This window comes from Metapseudomonas phytobenefica, assembly GCF_043392685.1.
Lineage (GTDB): Bacteria > Pseudomonadota > Gammaproteobacteria > Pseudomonadales > Pseudomonadaceae > Metapseudomonas.
This window is the reverse complement of sequence record NZ_JBHZGM010000003.1, coordinates 237,302-252,427: the sequence shown is the minus strand read 5'-3', so window position 1 is coordinate 252,427 and position 15,126 is coordinate 237,302. Positions and strand designations below refer to the sequence as shown.

General features: G+C 66.3%; 16 protein-coding genes. 2 read left to right on the top strand and 14 right to left on the bottom strand.

The features are described 5' to 3' along the window. Positions 1-36: 36 nt before the first annotated feature. On the bottom strand, positions 37-516 hold the full coding sequence (locus tag ACFW0B_RS04495) for a hypothetical protein (RefSeq protein WP_449146752.1): 480 nt from the start codon (positions 514-516) through the stop codon (positions 37-39). A gap of 232 nt (positions 517-748) precedes the next feature. On the opposite strand from ACFW0B_RS04495, the gene ACFW0B_RS04490 reads away from it, so the two are divergent. Then, a complete protein-coding gene (locus ACFW0B_RS04490) occupies positions 749-1,162 on the top strand; it encodes an anti-virulence regulator CigR family protein (RefSeq protein ID WP_449146751.1) in 414 nt (137 codons plus the stop codon). 130 nt (positions 1,163-1,292) lie between these two features. Here the strand turns inward: ACFW0B_RS04490 and ACFW0B_RS04485 are convergent, their stop codons facing one another. From ACFW0B_RS04485 to ACFW0B_RS04455, 7 genes are all read right to left on the bottom strand, one after another. Continuing rightward, positions 1,293-1,946, bottom strand: a complete 654-nt coding sequence (locus tag ACFW0B_RS04485; protein ID WP_449146750.1) for a methionine ABC transporter permease — start codon at positions 1,944-1,946, stop codon at positions 1,293-1,295. Beyond that, positions 1,930-3,009: a methionine ABC transporter ATP-binding protein gene (locus tag ACFW0B_RS04480; protein ID WP_449146749.1), complete on the bottom strand. Its 1,080-nt coding sequence runs from the start codon at positions 3,007-3,009 to the stop codon at positions 1,930-1,932. The genes ACFW0B_RS04485 and ACFW0B_RS04480 overlap by 17 nt, the downstream gene beginning before the upstream one ends. Positions 3,010-3,174: 165 nt before the next feature. Further along, a complete protein-coding gene (locus ACFW0B_RS04475) occupies positions 3,175-3,972 on the bottom strand; it encodes a MetQ/NlpA family ABC transporter substrate-binding protein (protein WP_449146748.1) in 798 nt (265 codons plus the stop codon). Positions 3,973-3,998: 26 nt separating this feature from the next. Continuing rightward, positions 3,999-5,471 (bottom strand): LLM class flavin-dependent oxidoreductase, encoded by a 1,473-nt coding sequence (locus ACFW0B_RS04470; protein ID WP_449146747.1) that lies wholly within the window; start codon positions 5,469-5,471, stop codon positions 3,999-4,001. Continuing rightward, the gene (locus ACFW0B_RS04465) at positions 5,471-6,679 is read right to left on the bottom strand and encodes an SfnB family sulfur acquisition oxidoreductase (protein ID WP_449146746.1); all 1,209 of its coding nucleotides are present in this window, start codon (positions 6,677-6,679) and stop codon (positions 5,471-5,473) included. The genes ACFW0B_RS04470 and ACFW0B_RS04465 overlap by 1 nt, the downstream gene beginning before the upstream one ends. Before the next feature lie 10 nt (positions 6,680-6,689). Then, a complete protein-coding gene (locus tag ACFW0B_RS04460; protein WP_449146745.1) occupies positions 6,690-7,925 on the bottom strand; it encodes an SfnB family sulfur acquisition oxidoreductase in 1,236 nt (411 codons plus the stop codon). Positions 7,926-8,021: 96 nt separating this feature from the next. Then, the gene (locus ACFW0B_RS04455) at positions 8,022-8,165 is read right to left on the bottom strand and encodes a hypothetical protein (protein WP_449146744.1); all 144 of its coding nucleotides are present in this window, start codon (positions 8,163-8,165) and stop codon (positions 8,022-8,024) included. Positions 8,166-8,646: 481 nt separating this feature from the next. Between ACFW0B_RS04455 and ACFW0B_RS04450 the strand changes: the two genes are divergently transcribed. Further along, positions 8,647-9,813: an HPP family protein gene (locus tag ACFW0B_RS04450; RefSeq protein ID WP_449146743.1), complete on the top strand. Its 1,167-nt coding sequence runs from the start codon at positions 8,647-8,649 to the stop codon at positions 9,811-9,813. Positions 9,814-9,968: 155 nt separating this feature from the next. Here the strand turns inward: ACFW0B_RS04450 and ACFW0B_RS04445 are convergent, their stop codons facing one another. From ACFW0B_RS04445 to feaR, 6 genes are all read right to left on the bottom strand, one after another. Beyond that, positions 9,969-10,829 carry a LysR family transcriptional regulator gene (locus ACFW0B_RS04445; RefSeq protein WP_449146742.1) on the bottom strand — a complete coding sequence of 287 codons (861 nt, stop codon included), beginning with the start codon at positions 10,827-10,829 and terminating at the stop codon, positions 9,969-9,971. Between the two features lie 253 nt (positions 10,830-11,082). Further along, positions 11,083-11,526, bottom strand: coding sequence for a YybH family protein (locus ACFW0B_RS04440; RefSeq protein WP_449146741.1), 444 nt, complete (start codon positions 11,524-11,526; stop codon positions 11,083-11,085). A gap of 118 nt (positions 11,527-11,644) precedes the next feature. Further along, positions 11,645-12,868 (bottom strand): RNA polymerase sigma factor, encoded by a 1,224-nt coding sequence (locus ACFW0B_RS04435; RefSeq protein ID WP_449146798.1) that lies wholly within the window; start codon positions 12,866-12,868, stop codon positions 11,645-11,647. Between the two features lie 31 nt (positions 12,869-12,899). Then, positions 12,900-13,277, bottom strand: a complete 378-nt coding sequence (locus tag ACFW0B_RS04430) for a YciI family protein (RefSeq protein ID WP_449146740.1) — start codon at positions 13,275-13,277, stop codon at positions 12,900-12,902. Between the two features lie 219 nt (positions 13,278-13,496). Then, entirely contained in the window at positions 13,497-14,024 is a 528-nt protein-coding gene (locus ACFW0B_RS04425) for an SRPBCC family protein (RefSeq protein WP_449146739.1), read from the bottom strand. 147 nt (positions 14,025-14,171) lie between these two features. Further along, positions 14,172-15,122: a transcriptional regulator FeaR gene (gene feaR, locus ACFW0B_RS04420; protein WP_449146738.1), complete on the bottom strand. Its 951-nt coding sequence runs from the start codon at positions 15,120-15,122 to the stop codon at positions 14,172-14,174. Positions 15,123-15,126 lie beyond the last annotated feature (4 nt).

The window sequence follows — 15,126 nt, the reverse complement described above, 5'->3', positions numbered from 1 at the left end:
GAAAAAGGGGCAGCCAACCGGTTGCCCCTTTCATTTCTAGCGGTGGCTCTTGCCGTCGTTCTTGCTCGAAGAAACGCCCGCCTTGCCCAGGCCGTCGGCGTTGTGATCGCCGGGCGTCGTGTCCGAGACGGCACGAGCATTGGCCAGGCCGCGGCTGTCCCGGTCGCGGGCGACGGCGGACGTCGCCACGCCGTGGCCCTTGTCGTCATTGCGCAGACTGCCGTAGCGGTTGCCCTTGTCTTCGCCATTGCGGGTGGCCTTGCCGGCATGGTCGGCGCTCTTGCCATAGCCATGGCCCTTGCCATCGTGGCTGCCGGCATGACCGCCGCCGACACCACCGCCAAAACCGCCACCATGGCCGCCGCCATGGCCACCACCGTTACCACCGCCATTTCCGCCCCCGTTGCCTCGGGCGTAGGCGGAGTCCACCAGGGATGCACCGCCGGGCAGGACGGTACCCGCCGCCAGGACCATCGCACAGGTAGCTGCGGCCAACAGGGTTTTCTTCTTGATCAATTTGGAGCCTCCACGGGCGTTGTTTCAGGGTTAGCCGTGAGACCGCTTTCCCGTACACAGGTTCGCCGCCGAAAGACGAGTGGAGAGCTCGGTCGATGCCCGATTGGCAAAGCATGAACGCCATCACGAATCCGCACGCATCGAGCCCGGGAATTTTCTGCAATAGTGGCGGCACTCGCCCCTGCTTTCGCAGTCCATCAGAAAAGGGAAAGCCCCCATGGAGGCCAAGGACATGACTACGACCCGCACCCTGATCGCTGCCCTCGCCAGCATCGCCCTGATTACCGGTTCACCCGCCCTGCTGGCGGACGCCGGCAAGGGCAAGGGGCATGACAAGGGCCACTCCAGCCATCAAGGCAGCAACTGGTCCGACGGCCCGCGGGTGGATATCGGCGGCATCCGCATCATCCTCGACGACAATCGCGACTACTGGGGGCCGGCCCAGGCCCTGCCGCCGGGCATCCAGAAGAACCTGGCACGCGGCAAGCCGCTGCCGCCGGGGATCGCCAAGAAGCTCGACGGCCGCCTCGTCAGCCGTCTGCCCCATTACGAAGGCTATGACTGGGTACGCGCCGGCACCGACCTGATCCTGGTGGCAGTGGCCACCGGGATCATCTACGAGGTGCTGGAAGACGTGATGGATTGAATCCTTCATTCCCCTCTTAGGTTTGTCCGAGCGCAGCGAGGCCCAACGCAGAAACTCAACCTCGCACTGTTGGGTTTCGCTTCGCTCTACGCCAACCTACAAAGGCATCGGGTTTTCGGATATGCCCGGCCTACGCCCGCTTGCTCAGCAACCGCGCCAGGCGGTCGCCGCCGAACTGGATCAGGGTGACCAGCACCACCAGCAGGATGATCACGGTCAGCATGATCTGCGTATCGAAGCGCTGGTAGCCGTAGCGGTAGGCCAGGTCGCCCAGCCCGCCCGCACCGATGGCGCCAGCCATGGCGGATGAGTTGATCATGGTCACCAGGGTGATGGTGAAGCCCCCGACTATGCCCGGCCGCGCCTCCGGCAGCAGCACGCTCCAGATGATGTGGCGCCGCTGGCAGCCCATGGCCTGGGCCGCTTCCACCAGGCCGAAATCCACCTCCCGCAGGCTGACTTCGGCGATACGCGCGAAGAACGGCATGGCGGCGATGGTCAGCGGCACCACCGCCGCCCAGACGCCGTAACTGGTGCCGACGATCAACCGGGTAAAGGGAATCAGCGCCACCATCAGGATCAGGAAGGGAATCGAGCGCAGCACGTTCACCACGCTGCCCAGCGCGCGGTTCAGCATGCGTGCCTCGAAAATGCCGCCGGGACCGGTGGTGACCAGCACCAGCGCCAGTGGAATGCCCACCAGAAACACGATCAGCGACGAGGCCCCGACCATCAGCAAGGTGTCGAGAATGCCCTGCAGCAACCGGTCAAGCATGGGCGACATAGCCGAGCACCTCCGCCTTGTCCGCCAGGGGCCGCGCCCGTTCCAGCAGGTCCAGCCCCCCCTGTCCCGCAAGCGTCGCGCTGAGCAGCAGATGCCCCTGGGCACGCCCCTGAATGCGGTCGATGCCGCCATGCACCAGGCTCACCCGCGTGCCCAGGGCCTGGGCGATCGCCAGCAGGTCCGGCTCGCGGCCGCTGGCGCCGGTGAAATGCAGGTCCAGCAGCAGTTCGCTGGCACCTTCGCCGGGCTGGCTGAGCAGCCGCGCCAGCAGGTCGTCCGGCAGGTCGTGACGCAGGGTACCCAGCAGGGTGCGGGTAACCTCGTGCTGCGGGTCGCCGAACACGCGCCAGACTTCGCCGTGCTCCACCACCCGGCCACGCTCGAGCACCACCACGCGGTCGCAGATTTCGCGGATCACCGCCATCTCATGGGTGATCAGCACGATGGTCAGCCCCAGGCGTTTGTTGATATCGCGTAGCAGCGCAAGAATCTGCTGGGTGCTTTCCGGGTCCAGCGCCGAGGTGGCCTCGTCGCAAAGCAGGATTTCCGGCTGATGCACCAGCGCCCGGGCGATGCCGACGCGCTGCTTCTGCCCGCCCGAAAGCTGCGCCGGGTAGGCATCGCGCTTGTCCGCCAGCCCCACCAACTGCAGCAGTTCACTGACCTTGCGCTCGATCTCAACCCTGGGCACGCCAGCTACCTTCAACGGCAGCGCGACGTTCTGCCAGACGGTCTTGGCGGACATCAGGTTGAAGTGCTGGAAGATCATGCCCACGCGGCGGCGCAGCAGTACCAGCTGCTTCTCGTCGAACTGGCCGATGTCTTCCTGGTCGATCACCACCTGCCCGCTGCTGGGCTTTTCCAGGCGGTTGAGGGTGCGGATCAGCGAGGACTTGCCCGCGCCGCTGCGGCCGATGATGCCGAACACCTCTCCCCGGCGGATTTCCAGGTCGATGCCCTGCAGTGCCTGCACCAGCCCCTTGCTGCCCTGATAGACCTTGCCCAGCCCCTGCAGGCGGATATGCGGCAGGTCCAGGCTGATATTGCGGTTGAAACTGACCATGTCGGGCCTCTCTGTTCCGTGGTGATTGGCGCCGGATTGCTCTTCTGTGGGGGCGAATTCATTCGCGATGGGCAGCACAGCTGCCCCCTGGCGATCTGCAGGGCGAACCTGCGGTTCGCTTGGCGATTGAAATCGCCCCCACAAGAAGCAAACGCCGACCCCGTGTTACTCCCAACCCGGCTGGTAGAGCTTGCCGTGGGCCTTGTCCAGCGCGGCGCGTACCTGCGGAGAGTGCTGGTAGATGTCCACGAACGTGCTCAGGCGGCCGTCATCCTGGTAATCGGCGCGGGTGACGAACTGGATGATGTATTCGCGGTTTTCGATGCCGTCGAACAGCAGCGCGCTGTTGGGGTCGAGGGTGCCGGCCAGGCGGATGTAGTGCGGGTAGCCCTGGGCCAGGTCGACGTCATCCAGGGCGCGCACCAGTTGCACCGCCTCCAGCTCGATGATGTCGAGCTTCTTCGGGTTCGCCACGATGTCCTCCAGGGTCGCCTTGTAGCCCACGCCTTCCTTGAGTTTCAGCAGTCCGGCCTTCTGCAGCAGTTGCAGGCCGCGACCACCATTGATGGGGTCGTTGGCGATGGCCACCTTGGCGCCTTCCGGCAGGTCGGCCAGCCCCGCGTACTTCTTCGAGTAGAGGCCGACGTTGTTGATCACGCCGGGCGCGAAGGGCTTGAGGTCGAAACCTCCCTCCTTCTTGGCGTTTTCCAGGAAGGGCGTGTGCTGGAAGTAGTTCACGTCGATATCACCGGCGGCCAGCGTGATGTTCGGCGCGTTCCAGTCGGTGAACTCCACCAGTTCCACCTTGAGGCCCGTCTTCGCGGCCTCTTCCACCGCCACTTCCAGCGGCGGGGCGAAAGCGGCGGTGGTGCCGACCTTGAGGACCTTGGAGTCGGCGGCATGGGCGATGCCAGAGGCCAGCAGCAGGCCGAGGGTGAGGGATTTGAGCAGGTGTTTGGGCATGGTTTCGATCCTTGGGGAAATGGAGGTCATTTACTTGTGGGGGCGAATTCATTCGCTGAGCGGGCCGAAGGACCGCCCTGCAGGAAATCAGGGAGCGCTGCGCGCTCCTTAGCGAATGAATTCGCCCCCACAGGAAAAGCAGGAACAGCACAGGCGAAACGCGCGCCCGGATGGCTGTCGGGCAGCCGATCCCCCGCCCCAAACAGCTTCTGGCGCAGGGTCCCTTCGGCGTAGGCAGTCTTGTAGGCACCACGCGCCTGCAGTTCCGGCACCACCAGGTCGATGAAATCGGCGTAGCTTTCCGGGGTGACGATGCGGGTGAGGTTGAAGCCGTCCAGGCCGGTCTCGTCGACCCAGGCCAGGAGTTCGTCGGCCACCTGGGTGGGCGAGCCCACCAGCAGGATGTAGCGCCCGCCCAGGGCGTGCTGCTCCAGCAACTGGCGGCGAGTCAGGCTGTTGTCCTTGAGCTTGCTGGCGGCCGACTCGATGGCGTTGGTCTTTACGTAGGGGATCGGCTCGTCCAGGGCGAAGCGGGAAAAGTCGATGCCGGTGGAGCTGGCGAAGTGCGCCACGCCGGCCTCGGCGCTGGCATAAGCCAGGTACTCGGCATGCCTGGCGCGGGCTTCGACTTCCGTCGGCGCGACTATCACGCTGATGCCCATGAACACCTTCACCGCGTGCGGATCACGGCCAGCAGCCTGGGCGGCGGCGCGGACCTTATCCACCTGGGCTCGGGTGGCGGCCTTGTTGTTGCCGCTGATGAACACGCACTCGGCATGCTCGCCGGCAAAACGCAGCCCGCGCGCGGAAGATCCGGCCTGGAACAGCACCGGCGTGCGCTGCGGCGAAGGTTCGCAGAGGTGATAGCCCTCCACGTCGAAGAACTCGCCATGATGGACGACCTTGTGCACCTTGTCCGGCCGGGCGTAGATGCGCCGTTGCCGGTCATTGAGAACGGCGCCCTCCTCCCAACTGCCCTCCCAGAGCTTGTAGAGCACCTCCAGGTACTCGTCGGCCTGGTCGTAGCGGCGGTCATGCTCCACCTGCCGGGTCAGGCCCATGGCGCGGGCAGCGCTTTCCAGGTAGCCGGTGACGATGTTCCAGCCCACCCGGCCATCGCTGAGGTGGTCCAGCGTCGACATGCGCCGGGCGAACAGATACGGCGCGTCGTAGCTCAGGTTGGCGGTGATGCCAAAGCCCAGGTGCCGGGTCACGCCGGCCATGGCGGAAACCAGCAGCAACGGGTCGTTGACCGGTAGCTGGATGCTTTCCTTGAGGGTCAGGTCGAGGTTGCCCTGATAGACGTCGTAGACGCCGACGATGTCCGCCAGGAACAGGCCATCGAACAACCCGCGCTCCAGCAGTTGCGCCAGTTCGGTCCAGTAGGACAGCCTGTGGTAGTCCGCCGAGCGGTCGCGCGGGTGGGTCCAGAGCCCGTGGTTGATGTGCCCCACGCAGTTCATGTTGAAGGCGTTGAGGAGAACCTGCTTGCACGCCATCAGATCGTCCCCCGGCGCGGCGGCAGTTGGCCGTTGAGGTAGAAGTTGCCCACCGCGTGGTACTTCCAGCGCACCGGGTCATGCAGCGTGTGCACCCGCGCGTTGCGCCAGTGGCGGTCGAGGTTGTGCTCGGCAAGGCTGGCGCGGCTGCCGGACAGCTCGAACAGCTTGCTGCCGGCGGCCAGCGAGATGTCCGTAGTCAACGCCCTGGCTTCGGCCACGCCGATGGAGGCGGCAGCTACGGTTTCGGCCGATGGCGCGGCGGTGGCGGCATCCAGCAGGCGGCCGGCGCGGTCGAGGATGGCTTCGGCGGCGTGCAGGCGGATCGCCAGGCGGCCGAACTCCTGAATGGTTAGCGGATCATCGCTGGCCCTATCCACGCCGGAATCGATCCACGGACGCGAACGGCTGCGCACGAACTCCAGCGCATCCTCATAGGCGGCGCGGGCGATGCCGGCGTCGATGGCCGCATGGAGGATCTGGGCGAAAGGACCAACCGTGGTCGGGCGCTCGAAGGCGGCCTGGAAGGACACCAGGTCCTCGGTGCGCACCGGCACATTCTCGAACAGCACCGACCCGCTGCCGGTGGTGCGCTGACCGAAGCCGGACCAGTCGTCGATAACGGTCAGCCCGGGGGCGTTGCGCGGCACGAAGGCGAGGTACTGGTGGCCATCCTCGCCCACCACCAGGGTCGGTACGCGCTGGGCGTAGAGGGCTCCGGTGCAATAGAACTTGCGGCCGTGGATGCGATAGCCGGCGCCTTCCCTGATCAGCCGCGTATTGCGGTCATTGGCGGTGCGGGTGCCGATCTCGGCCAGGGCGTTGCCGAAGCGCTCGCCGGCCAGGACAGCGGCGAACAGGCGGCGCTGCTGGGCCTTGCTGCCGTTCACCCGGAGGACTTCCAAGGCGTAGAAATGGTTCTGCGGGATCTGTCCGAGGGAGGCATCGGCGGCACTGATGATGGCGATGACCCGCGCCAGGGTCACCCGCGATACGCCAGCGCCACCGAACTCGCGCGGCACGCTGATACCCCACAGGCCAGAGCGGGTGAAGGCGTCGAGCTCCTCATGGGGCAGGCGCCGGTAGCGGTCGCGATCGGCAGCGCCGGGCTTGAACTCGGTGGCGATGCGGCGCGCCACGTCGAGGGCTTCGGCATCGTCGCGGATGATGGCAACGCTGATGGCCGGGGCGGGTTGCGGCAAAGTCATGGTGAACTCCTCAGATCCAGGAATGACGGGCCGGCCTGGCGCCGTTGAGGTGATAGGCGCCGACGGCCTGGACCTTCCAGCGCACCGGGTCGTGCAGGGTGTGTACGCGGGCGTTGCGCCAATGGCGGTCGAGGTTGAACTCGGCAAGGCTGGCGCGGCTGCCGGCCAGTTCGAAGAGCTTTTCGCTGGCCAGCAGGCTGATCTCCGTGGTCAGCACCTTGGCCTCGGCCACGGCGATAGAGGCACGGGCGGCAGCCTCGTCATCGATGGGTGCGGCGGAGACTTCATCGAGCACCTGCCCGGCACGCTCCAGCAGGGCGTTGGCGGCGTTCAGTTCGGTCTTCAGGCGGCCGATCTCGGCGATGGTGAAGAGCTCTTCGCTGGCGCGTTCGACGCCGGCATCCACCCAGGGCCGCGAGCGTTCGCGGATGAAGGCGATGGCATCGTCGATGGCCGCCTCGGCGATACCAGCGTCGATGGCTGCCTGAATCAGCTGCGACACCGCGCCCTGGATGCTCGGCACCTCGGCCAGCCGGCTGTTGTGGAACACCAGGTCGTCGGACACCGGTGCCTGGTCCAGCAGCACGGTACCACTGGCGGTGGTGCGCTGGCCGAAACCGGACCAGTCATCGACTATGCGCAGCCCCGGTACACCGCGCTCGACCAGACCGAGCACGCCAACGCCGTTGTCGTCGATGGCCTTGACCGCCACCCAGTGGGCGAACAGCGCGCCGGTGGAATAGAACTTCTCGCCGCTGACCCTCAGCCCCTCGCCGGTGCGGGTGATGCGCGCCTTGATCTCCAGGGTGTTGCGGGTATTGCGCTCGGGGCCGGCATTGGCCAGCCGGCGACCGGCAAGGATGCCGGCGAACACCTTGCGCTTCTGCGCCTGGCTGCCGACGTTTTCGACCACACTGAGCAGGCCGAACTGGTTCTGCGGAATCTGCCCCAGGGCAGGGTCGGCGGCGCAGATGATGCGGAACACTTCGGCCAGGGTGACGTGGGACACCTCGGCCCCGCCATATTCGCGCGGGATGCGTATGCCACCCAGCCCCAGGCGGGTGAAGTGCTCCAGCTCGCGCCACGGCAGCAGGCGGTCGCGGTCGCGTTGTGCGGCCTGTTTCCTGGCCAGCCTCGCCACCTCGTGAGCGGCTTGCAGGGCCTCGGCATCGTTCTCGATCAGCGCCGCCGGGAGTAATGGCGGGGCTTGATCACGAAATGCGTTGTGGGCGGTTTCGTTTGTCATGGGGTGCGGCCTTCGATTGCAGGGTTGCGCCCGCCCCTCTCCCCCAGCCCCTCTCCCAGAAGGGCATGGGGAGGCAAGAGGCGCGAGGCTGGGGAGTCAGAACACCGGGGAGGCATTGCGCAGGGCCTGTACAGGACGGCCCGGTTCGAACAGCTTGCTGGAGGCGTTGATGGCAGCGGTGGTAATCCGGGCGTCGGGAAGGCCGACGAGGTACTGGGCGGAAATCGGGGTTTGCGACATGGGACTCTCTGCATTGCCATTTCGCCGCGAACATTCGCGGCCTCACTTGCAGAAGGACATAGCAGTACCCGTGCCAGCTTTATTTATTCTTTAAAATCAATGTATTAGAGAACTTACCCAACAGTTCCAGACGAAGCAGGCGGGCAACTTGCTGGTCAGATGTTGCTGGAGAGACATCTGGATGGCGCCAGCATAAGTGCAATTTTTTTGCACTAAACCACCAACAACATTCATTAGCCCGCTATCCAGTCATCCCTTAGCATTCCCGCCATCCCCGACGCCCGGCCCGGCGAGGGTCTGCATGAGCAGCCCCCTCCGAGGAACCGTGCGCGAGAAAAAGACGTTTCCACATCCAGGGATGGAGCCCCCACTTCGGTGGGATTGAGGGGACCCGGGGCCTGTACGAAAAGCCGTCCGGTTTCGGCACTTTCCGTACAGCACCTCCGGCCTCTCCGTTTATCAACTGCCTAGTGTCATGCCCATGCCCCAGAACTCTCTGCGTCTCTGGCTGCAACGCCTGCTGCCGGACGCCAGCAATGCCTCTCCCCGGGAGTGGCTGCGCGCCGCCATCGGCGGCTGCATCGCCGTTTCCCTCGCCACCCTGGCCGGAATCCAGCTATTCGGCACTGACCTGGCGCTACGCATGGCCGCGCCCTTCGCTGCCTCCTCCGTACTGCTCTTCGCCGTGACCTCCAGCCCGGTGGCCCAGCCCTGGCCGGTGGTGGCCGGCAACGTCCTGGCGGCAGCCACCGGCCTGCTGGTCGGCCACTGGGGCCTGCCGCCGCTGGCAACCGCCGGCCTGGCCTTCGCCCTGGCACTGGTGGTCATGCAGGCCCTGCGCTGCCTGCATCCGCCGAGCTGCGCCGTTGCCCTGGGTGCCGCGCTGGGTGGTCCGATCGTCGCCGCGCAAGGCTGGCACCTGCTGCTGCCGGTGCTGGTCGGGTCACTGCTGCTGGTGGGGACGGCGCTGGTATTCAACAACCTCAGCGGTATCCCCTATCCGCGCAAGATCGCGCATCCGGCCACCGGCCCGCACCTGACCGCCGACCCCTTGCCGAGCGAGCGCAATGGCATCGCCGAAATCGACCTGGACCGGGCCCTCTCCGAGTTCGGCAGCTTCGTCGACGTGACCCGCGATGACCTCCAGCGCCTGCTCCTGCTGGCCGAGAAGCACGCCTTGCGTCGCAGCATGGGCGACCTGCGGGCGGCGCGGATCATGTCCCGCGACCTGCGCACCATCGCGCCGGATGCGCCGGTCAGCGAAGCCTGGAAGCTGCTCGACCGGCATCACCTCAAAGCCCTGCCGGTGCTGGATGACAAGGAGCAGCTGGTGGGCATCCTGACCCTCTCCGACCTGCTCGGCCACGCCGCGACCGCCGCACCGCGCAGCATCGCCGACCGCTTCCGCTCCCGCCGCGAGGCGCCGGTGTCACGCCTGATGACCCGTCCGGTGCGCTGTGTGACCGTGGATACGCCGGTGGTCGAGCTGGTGTCGCTCTTGTCCGACCAGGGCCTGCATTGCCTGCCGGTATTGAACGACGTCGGCCGCGTGGTGGGCATCGTCAGCCAGAGCGACTTGATCGCCGCGCTCTATCGCAACTGGCTGCAGGAGCTGCACCAGCAGCCGGTGCTGCAGCTGGCGAGCTGAGTCCGGCACGCACCTGGCCTGCTTTTCTGTGGGGGCGATTTCAATCGCCAAGGGCCGCGCAGCGGCCCCGTAGGGTGCGCTGCGCGCACCGAAACCCCGCGCCGGAATACCTGGTGCGCACGGCGCACCCTACGTGAGAGCCAAGTGATTCGGGATCAGATCGGGTCCCAACGCCGGGACCAGTCGATGTCCTCGGCCACGACTTCCCGCAGCAGGTCGATGGCCTGGCGCAGGGCCGGGGAGTCCTTCTCTCGGGAGTAGACGAGGTAGGTGGGATAGGTGAATTCCGGCGCCTTCTCCACTCGTTCCAGCTCGCCGTTTTCCAGGTGCCCCTGCACCACGCGGGCGCGGAAGTAGCCGGAGCCGCCGCATTGCAGGATGTAGTGCAGGGCCAGCGGGCCGAGGTTGGTGGCCAGCACGGCGCTGGCCTTGTCCGGGAGCGCGGCATCGTGGCGCTCGCGGAATTCCGGCCCCCAGTCGTTGTAGATGTAGGGTTCGGGATTGGTCGCCGAACGCACCTGGATCAGCTTTTCCTCCATCAGCAGCTCCACCTGCATGCCCGCCCAGTAATCCGGGCGGTAGACCAGCGCGGCATCCAGCAAACCACTCTGCAACATCTGCTGCAGATGGCTGGCTTCGCCGACTTCCGCGCGCACGGCGAGGGACGGCATGCGTTCGCGCAGGCGGATCACCCAGCTGAGCACCAGCGGGCTGCACAGGCTCATCTCGCCCCCCAGGTTGAGCACGTCGCGGTAGCCCTCGGGCAACGGCAGGTCGCGTCGTGCCGCCTCCCAGGTCTCCACCAGCTTGTTGGCGTAGGCGACGAACACCTCGCCGTCGGCGGTCAGCCGCGCCCCGGCACGGTTGCGCACGAAGAGCCGGCAATCCAGTTGCTGCTCCAGGTTCTGCACCCGCGCGGTGATGGTGGTCTGGGTGACATGCAGGCGTTCGGCGGCGGCGACGAAGCTGCCGGTGCGGACGATCTCCAGGAAGGTACGCGCCAGGTCGATATCCATGGGCTTGCTCGGGTACTGAAAGGTGGGCCGAGTTTACCGGCTGACGCAGCGCGTCGTGTCGACTTGTGCAGCGAAATCATTGGCCATGCCTGCATCAGCTGTCGCCTGGCTGGTTGATTCATCCCCCAGGAAGACCCGAACCGCTTCTGCAGGCGGGGCGCTCCGCGAGCTTGCAAAACCCAACGCTGCAGGCGCGCCCACAGCGCTGGGCCTCGTTCCTCGGACCAACCTACGGACGGTACCCCTTCCGGGGTCAGGGCTGCAGGTCGAACAGGGCGCTGCCGCTTTCCATATCGAAGGGCGCGGAGAAGTGCTCGTGGACGATCTTCCAGGCGCCGCCGCGCTTGACGTAGCCCTGGGTGCCGCGCATCCAGCTGGTCTTCACCACGCCGTCCTGCTCGCCGCCGCAACGGACCAGGCAGTGCAGGAATGCCACGTCGCCACTGGCGTGAATGGTCAGCTCGGCGGGTTCGAAAATGCCGTCGCCAGAGCACATCTCCATGCAAAAGCGCCAATGCTGGCCATAGGCGCCGAGGCCCTTGAACTCCAGCTTGAGAATGGCGTCGTAGGCGATCACATCATCCGCGTAACAGGCCAGGATCGCATCCACGTTCTTGGCACGGGCGGCCTTCAGCCATTGGTCGAAGACTTCGTGCACTTCCAGTTCGGTGGTGGCCTTCAGGGTTTCGCTGCTCATGGTAGGTCTCCAGGTTTCCGCCAGGGCTGCACCGGCAGCGTGCCGGTGGTTTCACCTCTGGTCGATGGCCGCTGTCCGGCTTCGACATCCGCTTCGCCACGACCGACGAGCGGTGCCGTCACGCCTCCAGCTCACGCAGGCGCTTCTCGATGAAGCGCCGCTCGGGTTCCTGTCGCACCAGCGCCAGGGCGCTGTGGTAGGCCGCCCGCGCTTCGTCCTTGCGCCCCAGGCGCCGACAGAAATCAGCCCGGGCGGCATGGGCCAGGTGGTAGTCACGCAGTTCTCCGTCCTCCAGCAGCGCGTCCACTTCCGCCAGGCCCGCTTCCGGTCCGTCACGCATGGCGACCGCCACGGCGCGATTGAGGGCGACCACGGGCGACGGCACGAGGCGTTGCAGCACGTCGTAGAGGCCGACGATCTGCCTCCAGTCGGTCCTCGCCGCATCCGGCGCCTGGGCATGCACGGCGGAGATGGCTGCCTGCAGCAGGTAGACGCCGACGCGCCGGCTGGCCAGTGCCTGGCTCACCAGGGCAAGGCCTTCGGCGATCTGCGCCTGGTCCCAGAGGCTGCGGTCCTGTTCGTCCAGCAGGATCAGTTCGCCGTCCGCCGTGGCTCGGGCGGCGCGGCGCGAGTCGTGCAACAACATCAGTGCCAGCAGGCCCATCACTTCCGCGTCCGGCAGCAGCTCCAGCAGCAGGCGCGCCAGGCGGATGGCCTCGGCGGAAAGATCGGTGCGGGTCAGGGAATCGCCGGAGGTAGCCGAGTAGCCTTCGTTGAACACCAGGTAGATGACCCGCAGGACGTTATCCAGCCGTTCTGGCAGTTCGGCCAAGGCCGGCACCTGATAGGGGATGCGCGCATCGCGGATCTTCGCCTTGGCCCGCACGATACGCTGGGCGATGGTGGACGGCGTGCTGAGGAAGGCGCGGGCGATTTCCTCGGTCTTCAGGTCGCAGATTTCACGCAGGGTCAGCGGCACCTGGGCGTCGGCCGGCAGCGCCGGGTGGCAGCAGGTGAAGATCAGCCGCAGGCGGTCATCCTCCACATCCTCGCCCTCCTCGAAGGCGCTGGCGGCCTCTTCCAGTTCGGCCACCAGGTGACGCTTCGACGCATCGAAACGGGCGCGCCGGCGCAGGCTGTCGATGGCCTTGAAGCGCCCCGCCGACACCAGCCAGGCACGTGGGTTGGCGGGGATGCCATCCCGCGGCCATTGCTGCACCGCAGCGATGAAGGCATCGTGCAGGGCTTCCTCGGCCAGGTCGAAATCCCCCAGCAGGCGGATCAGCGTGGCGAGGACACGGCGCGAATCGCTGCGGTAGATCGACTCGACCCGCTGGCGCAGCTCGGCCTCCTCCATCAGGCCCTCCCAGGCATCACCAGGCGACGCCCAGGGTCGGCCGCACTTCGGGTTCGCGTACCGGGCGCACTTCGATGCAGCCCAGGCGGGCCGGCGGAATCTTCGCGGCGATCTGCAGGGCTTCGTTGAGGTCGCGGGCTTCGATCAGGTAGAAACCGCCGAGTTGCTCCTTGGTTTCCGCGAAGGGCCCGTCGGTCATGGTCACCCGCCCGCCCTGGATGCGCAGGGTGGTGGCGGTGCGTACCGACTCCAGGGCATCGGATGCCAGGTAATGGCCGCTGGCGGTGAGCTGCTCGGTGTAGTCCACGCATTCGCCGGCGATGGCCTGGTAGTCGGCATCGGTCAGGGTGGCGAGCCTGGCTTCTTCGATATAGATCAGGCACAGGTATTTCATGACGGGTTCCTCGGGTGGCTGCGGGGTACTGACACCCATTGGTCGTTCGGCCGCGCCGGGAATCGACAGGGCCGCAGGAAAATTCCGCTCTTCGTCAGGGATGACCATGCCCTGTGGGAGCGCATTCATTCGCGAATGAATGGGCTCCCACAGGAAGGAATTCAGGATAGCCCCGCTCCGTCACCTCGCCCGGCGAAGGGCCGAGCGGTCCGTTCCGGGTTATTTCTCGGCGGCGGCCTTGAGGTTGTTCAGGCCCTGGTCGAACTTGCTGCCCACCATGTCCTCCATGTCGAAGAACACCTGCATCAGCCGGTGGGTATAGGGCGACGGCCCGTACATGGCCCAGGTGAGCTGGGTGCCGCCACCCTGGGGCTGGAGGAGGAATTCGGCGGTGTTGTGGGCCTCGAAGGGCATCTGGAAATCCAGCTTGATCTCCACCCTGGAGGCCGGTTCGCTGCGGGTGATTTCCATGCGCCCGGTACCCACTTCGTTATTGCCCTGCCAGGCATAGGCGGCGCCCACGCCTTCACCCGGCCCGCTGTAGCTGCGCTTTAGGGCGGGGTCGAGCTTTTCCCAGGGCGACCAGGCCGTCCACTTGCGGAAGTCGTTGATCAGCGGGAAGACCTTCTCCGGCGGCGCGGCAATGGTGGTCGTACGCTCGATGCGGAAGTGGTCCGGAATGAAGGCGGCGTATCCCAGTACGCCGAGAATCGCGACGACGATGATGGCGAGGATGGCTTTGAACATGGCGCCCTCCAAGGGCTTGCAGGCAGGTTGGCTGGCACATCGGCAGTACTGCCAGAACAAGGTTAGCCGCTCTGCGCGGGGGTGCCCGGCAGCCTGATGACGGCGGAAGCGCTTCGCGGGCAAGCCCGCTCCTGCAAGCCCGCAATCTCAACCGATGAAGGCGCTGGCGCGGTAATCCCTGGGCGACTGCTGGAAATGCTTCTTGAAGGTGCGGCTGAAATGCGCCGAATCGGTAAAGCCCCAGCGGAAGGCGATGTCGGTGATGGACTCGTTGCGCAGACGCGGGTTGGCCAGGTCGGCGGCGCTGCGCTTGAGGCGGGCGCGCTGGATGAAGCGGCAGACACTGTCGCCCTGGTCCTCGAACAGGCGGTAGAGCTGGCGTACGGAGATGTTCAGTTGCCTGGCCAGGGTCAGCGGCGTCAGGCCGGGCTCCGAAAGCGACTGCTCGATCAGTTGCTGGGCCAGGCTGCGCATGCCGGCATTGTGGCAGCCGTCCAGTTCGCTGGTGGTCTGCCCGGCCCGTTGCCGCAAGGTCGGCGCCAGCAGGGCGATCAGCGCTTGCTCAAGGGCATCCCCCTCCTCCAGGCCCGCGCAATGATCCAGCTCGCCGCCACAGATCTGCTCCACCAGGGTGCGCAGTACACGGCCGCTGGCGCAGTGCTGGGACAGCTTGCCGAACTTCGGCCGCCCCTCTGGCATATGGCGGCAGACGTCCTCGCGGGACAGGTGGAAGGAGGCGTGCTCGATCAGGCCATGGGGGAGAATTTCGCAGGCGCGGGCCGAATCCATCAGGGCCATTTCGCCTGGACCGAGTTCGACGCTTTCACCGTTCTGGCGCAGTTCAGCGCGGCCGCTGCGCTGGACGACGAGGAAGCAGTGACGGTCGTCATCCTGGTCGATGGAGGTGCGCTGGCGGCTGATCACCCCCGCATTGGTGCGGATCTGCGCCACTTCCAGGCCGGAAAGGTCCTGGCGGGCGATCTCGCCGATGAACAGGCCGTGAGCCAGCGCGGGGCGCGACTCGAATCGGCCGCAGACGCCCCGCAATGAACGGAGCCAGGCATCGAAATCAGGAGAGCGGACAGCTTGGGCAACCATCGGA

Coding starts and splice junctions, on each gene's coding strand:
- ACFW0B_RS04425 (WP_449146739.1), bottom strand. CDS start 14,024: ATGTTCAAAGCCATCCTCGCCATCATCGTCGTCGCGATTCTCGGCGTA.
- ACFW0B_RS04445 (WP_449146742.1), bottom strand. CDS start 10,829: ATGGATATCGACCTGGCGCGTACCTTCCTGGAGATCGTCCGCACCGGC.
- ACFW0B_RS04470 (WP_449146747.1), bottom strand. CDS start 5,471: ATGGCGTGCAAGCAGGTTCTCCTCAACGCCTTCAACATGAACTGCGTG.
- ACFW0B_RS04450 (WP_449146743.1), top strand. CDS start 8,647: ATGCCCCAGAACTCTCTGCGTCTCTGGCTGCAACGCCTGCTGCCGGAC.
- ACFW0B_RS04490 (WP_449146751.1), top strand. CDS start 749: ATGACTACGACCCGCACCCTGATCGCTGCCCTCGCCAGCATCGCCCTG.
- ACFW0B_RS04455 (WP_449146744.1), bottom strand. CDS start 8,165: ATGTCGCAAACCCCGATTTCCGCCCAGTACCTCGTCGGCCTTCCCGAC.
- ACFW0B_RS04465 (WP_449146746.1), bottom strand. CDS start 6,679: ATGACTTTGCCGCAACCCGCCCCGGCCATCAGCGTTGCCATCATCCGC.
- ACFW0B_RS04485 (WP_449146750.1), bottom strand. CDS start 1,946: ATGTCGCCCATGCTTGACCGGTTGCTGCAGGGCATTCTCGACACCTTG.
- feaR (WP_449146738.1), bottom strand. CDS start 15,122: ATGGTTGCCCAAGCTGTCCGCTCTCCTGATTTCGATGCCTGGCTCCGT.
- ACFW0B_RS04480 (WP_449146749.1), bottom strand. CDS start 3,009: ATGGTCAGTTTCAACCGCAATATCAGCCTGGACCTGCCGCATATCCGC.
- ACFW0B_RS04430 (WP_449146740.1), bottom strand. CDS start 13,277: ATGAAATACCTGTGCCTGATCTATATCGAAGAAGCCAGGCTCGCCACC.
- ACFW0B_RS04440 (WP_449146741.1), bottom strand. CDS start 11,526: ATGAGCAGCGAAACCCTGAAGGCCACCACCGAACTGGAAGTGCACGAA.
- ACFW0B_RS04460 (WP_449146745.1), bottom strand. CDS start 7,925: ATGACAAACGAAACCGCCCACAACGCATTTCGTGATCAAGCCCCGCCA.
- ACFW0B_RS04475 (WP_449146748.1), bottom strand. CDS start 3,972: ATGCCCAAACACCTGCTCAAATCCCTCACCCTCGGCCTGCTGCTGGCC.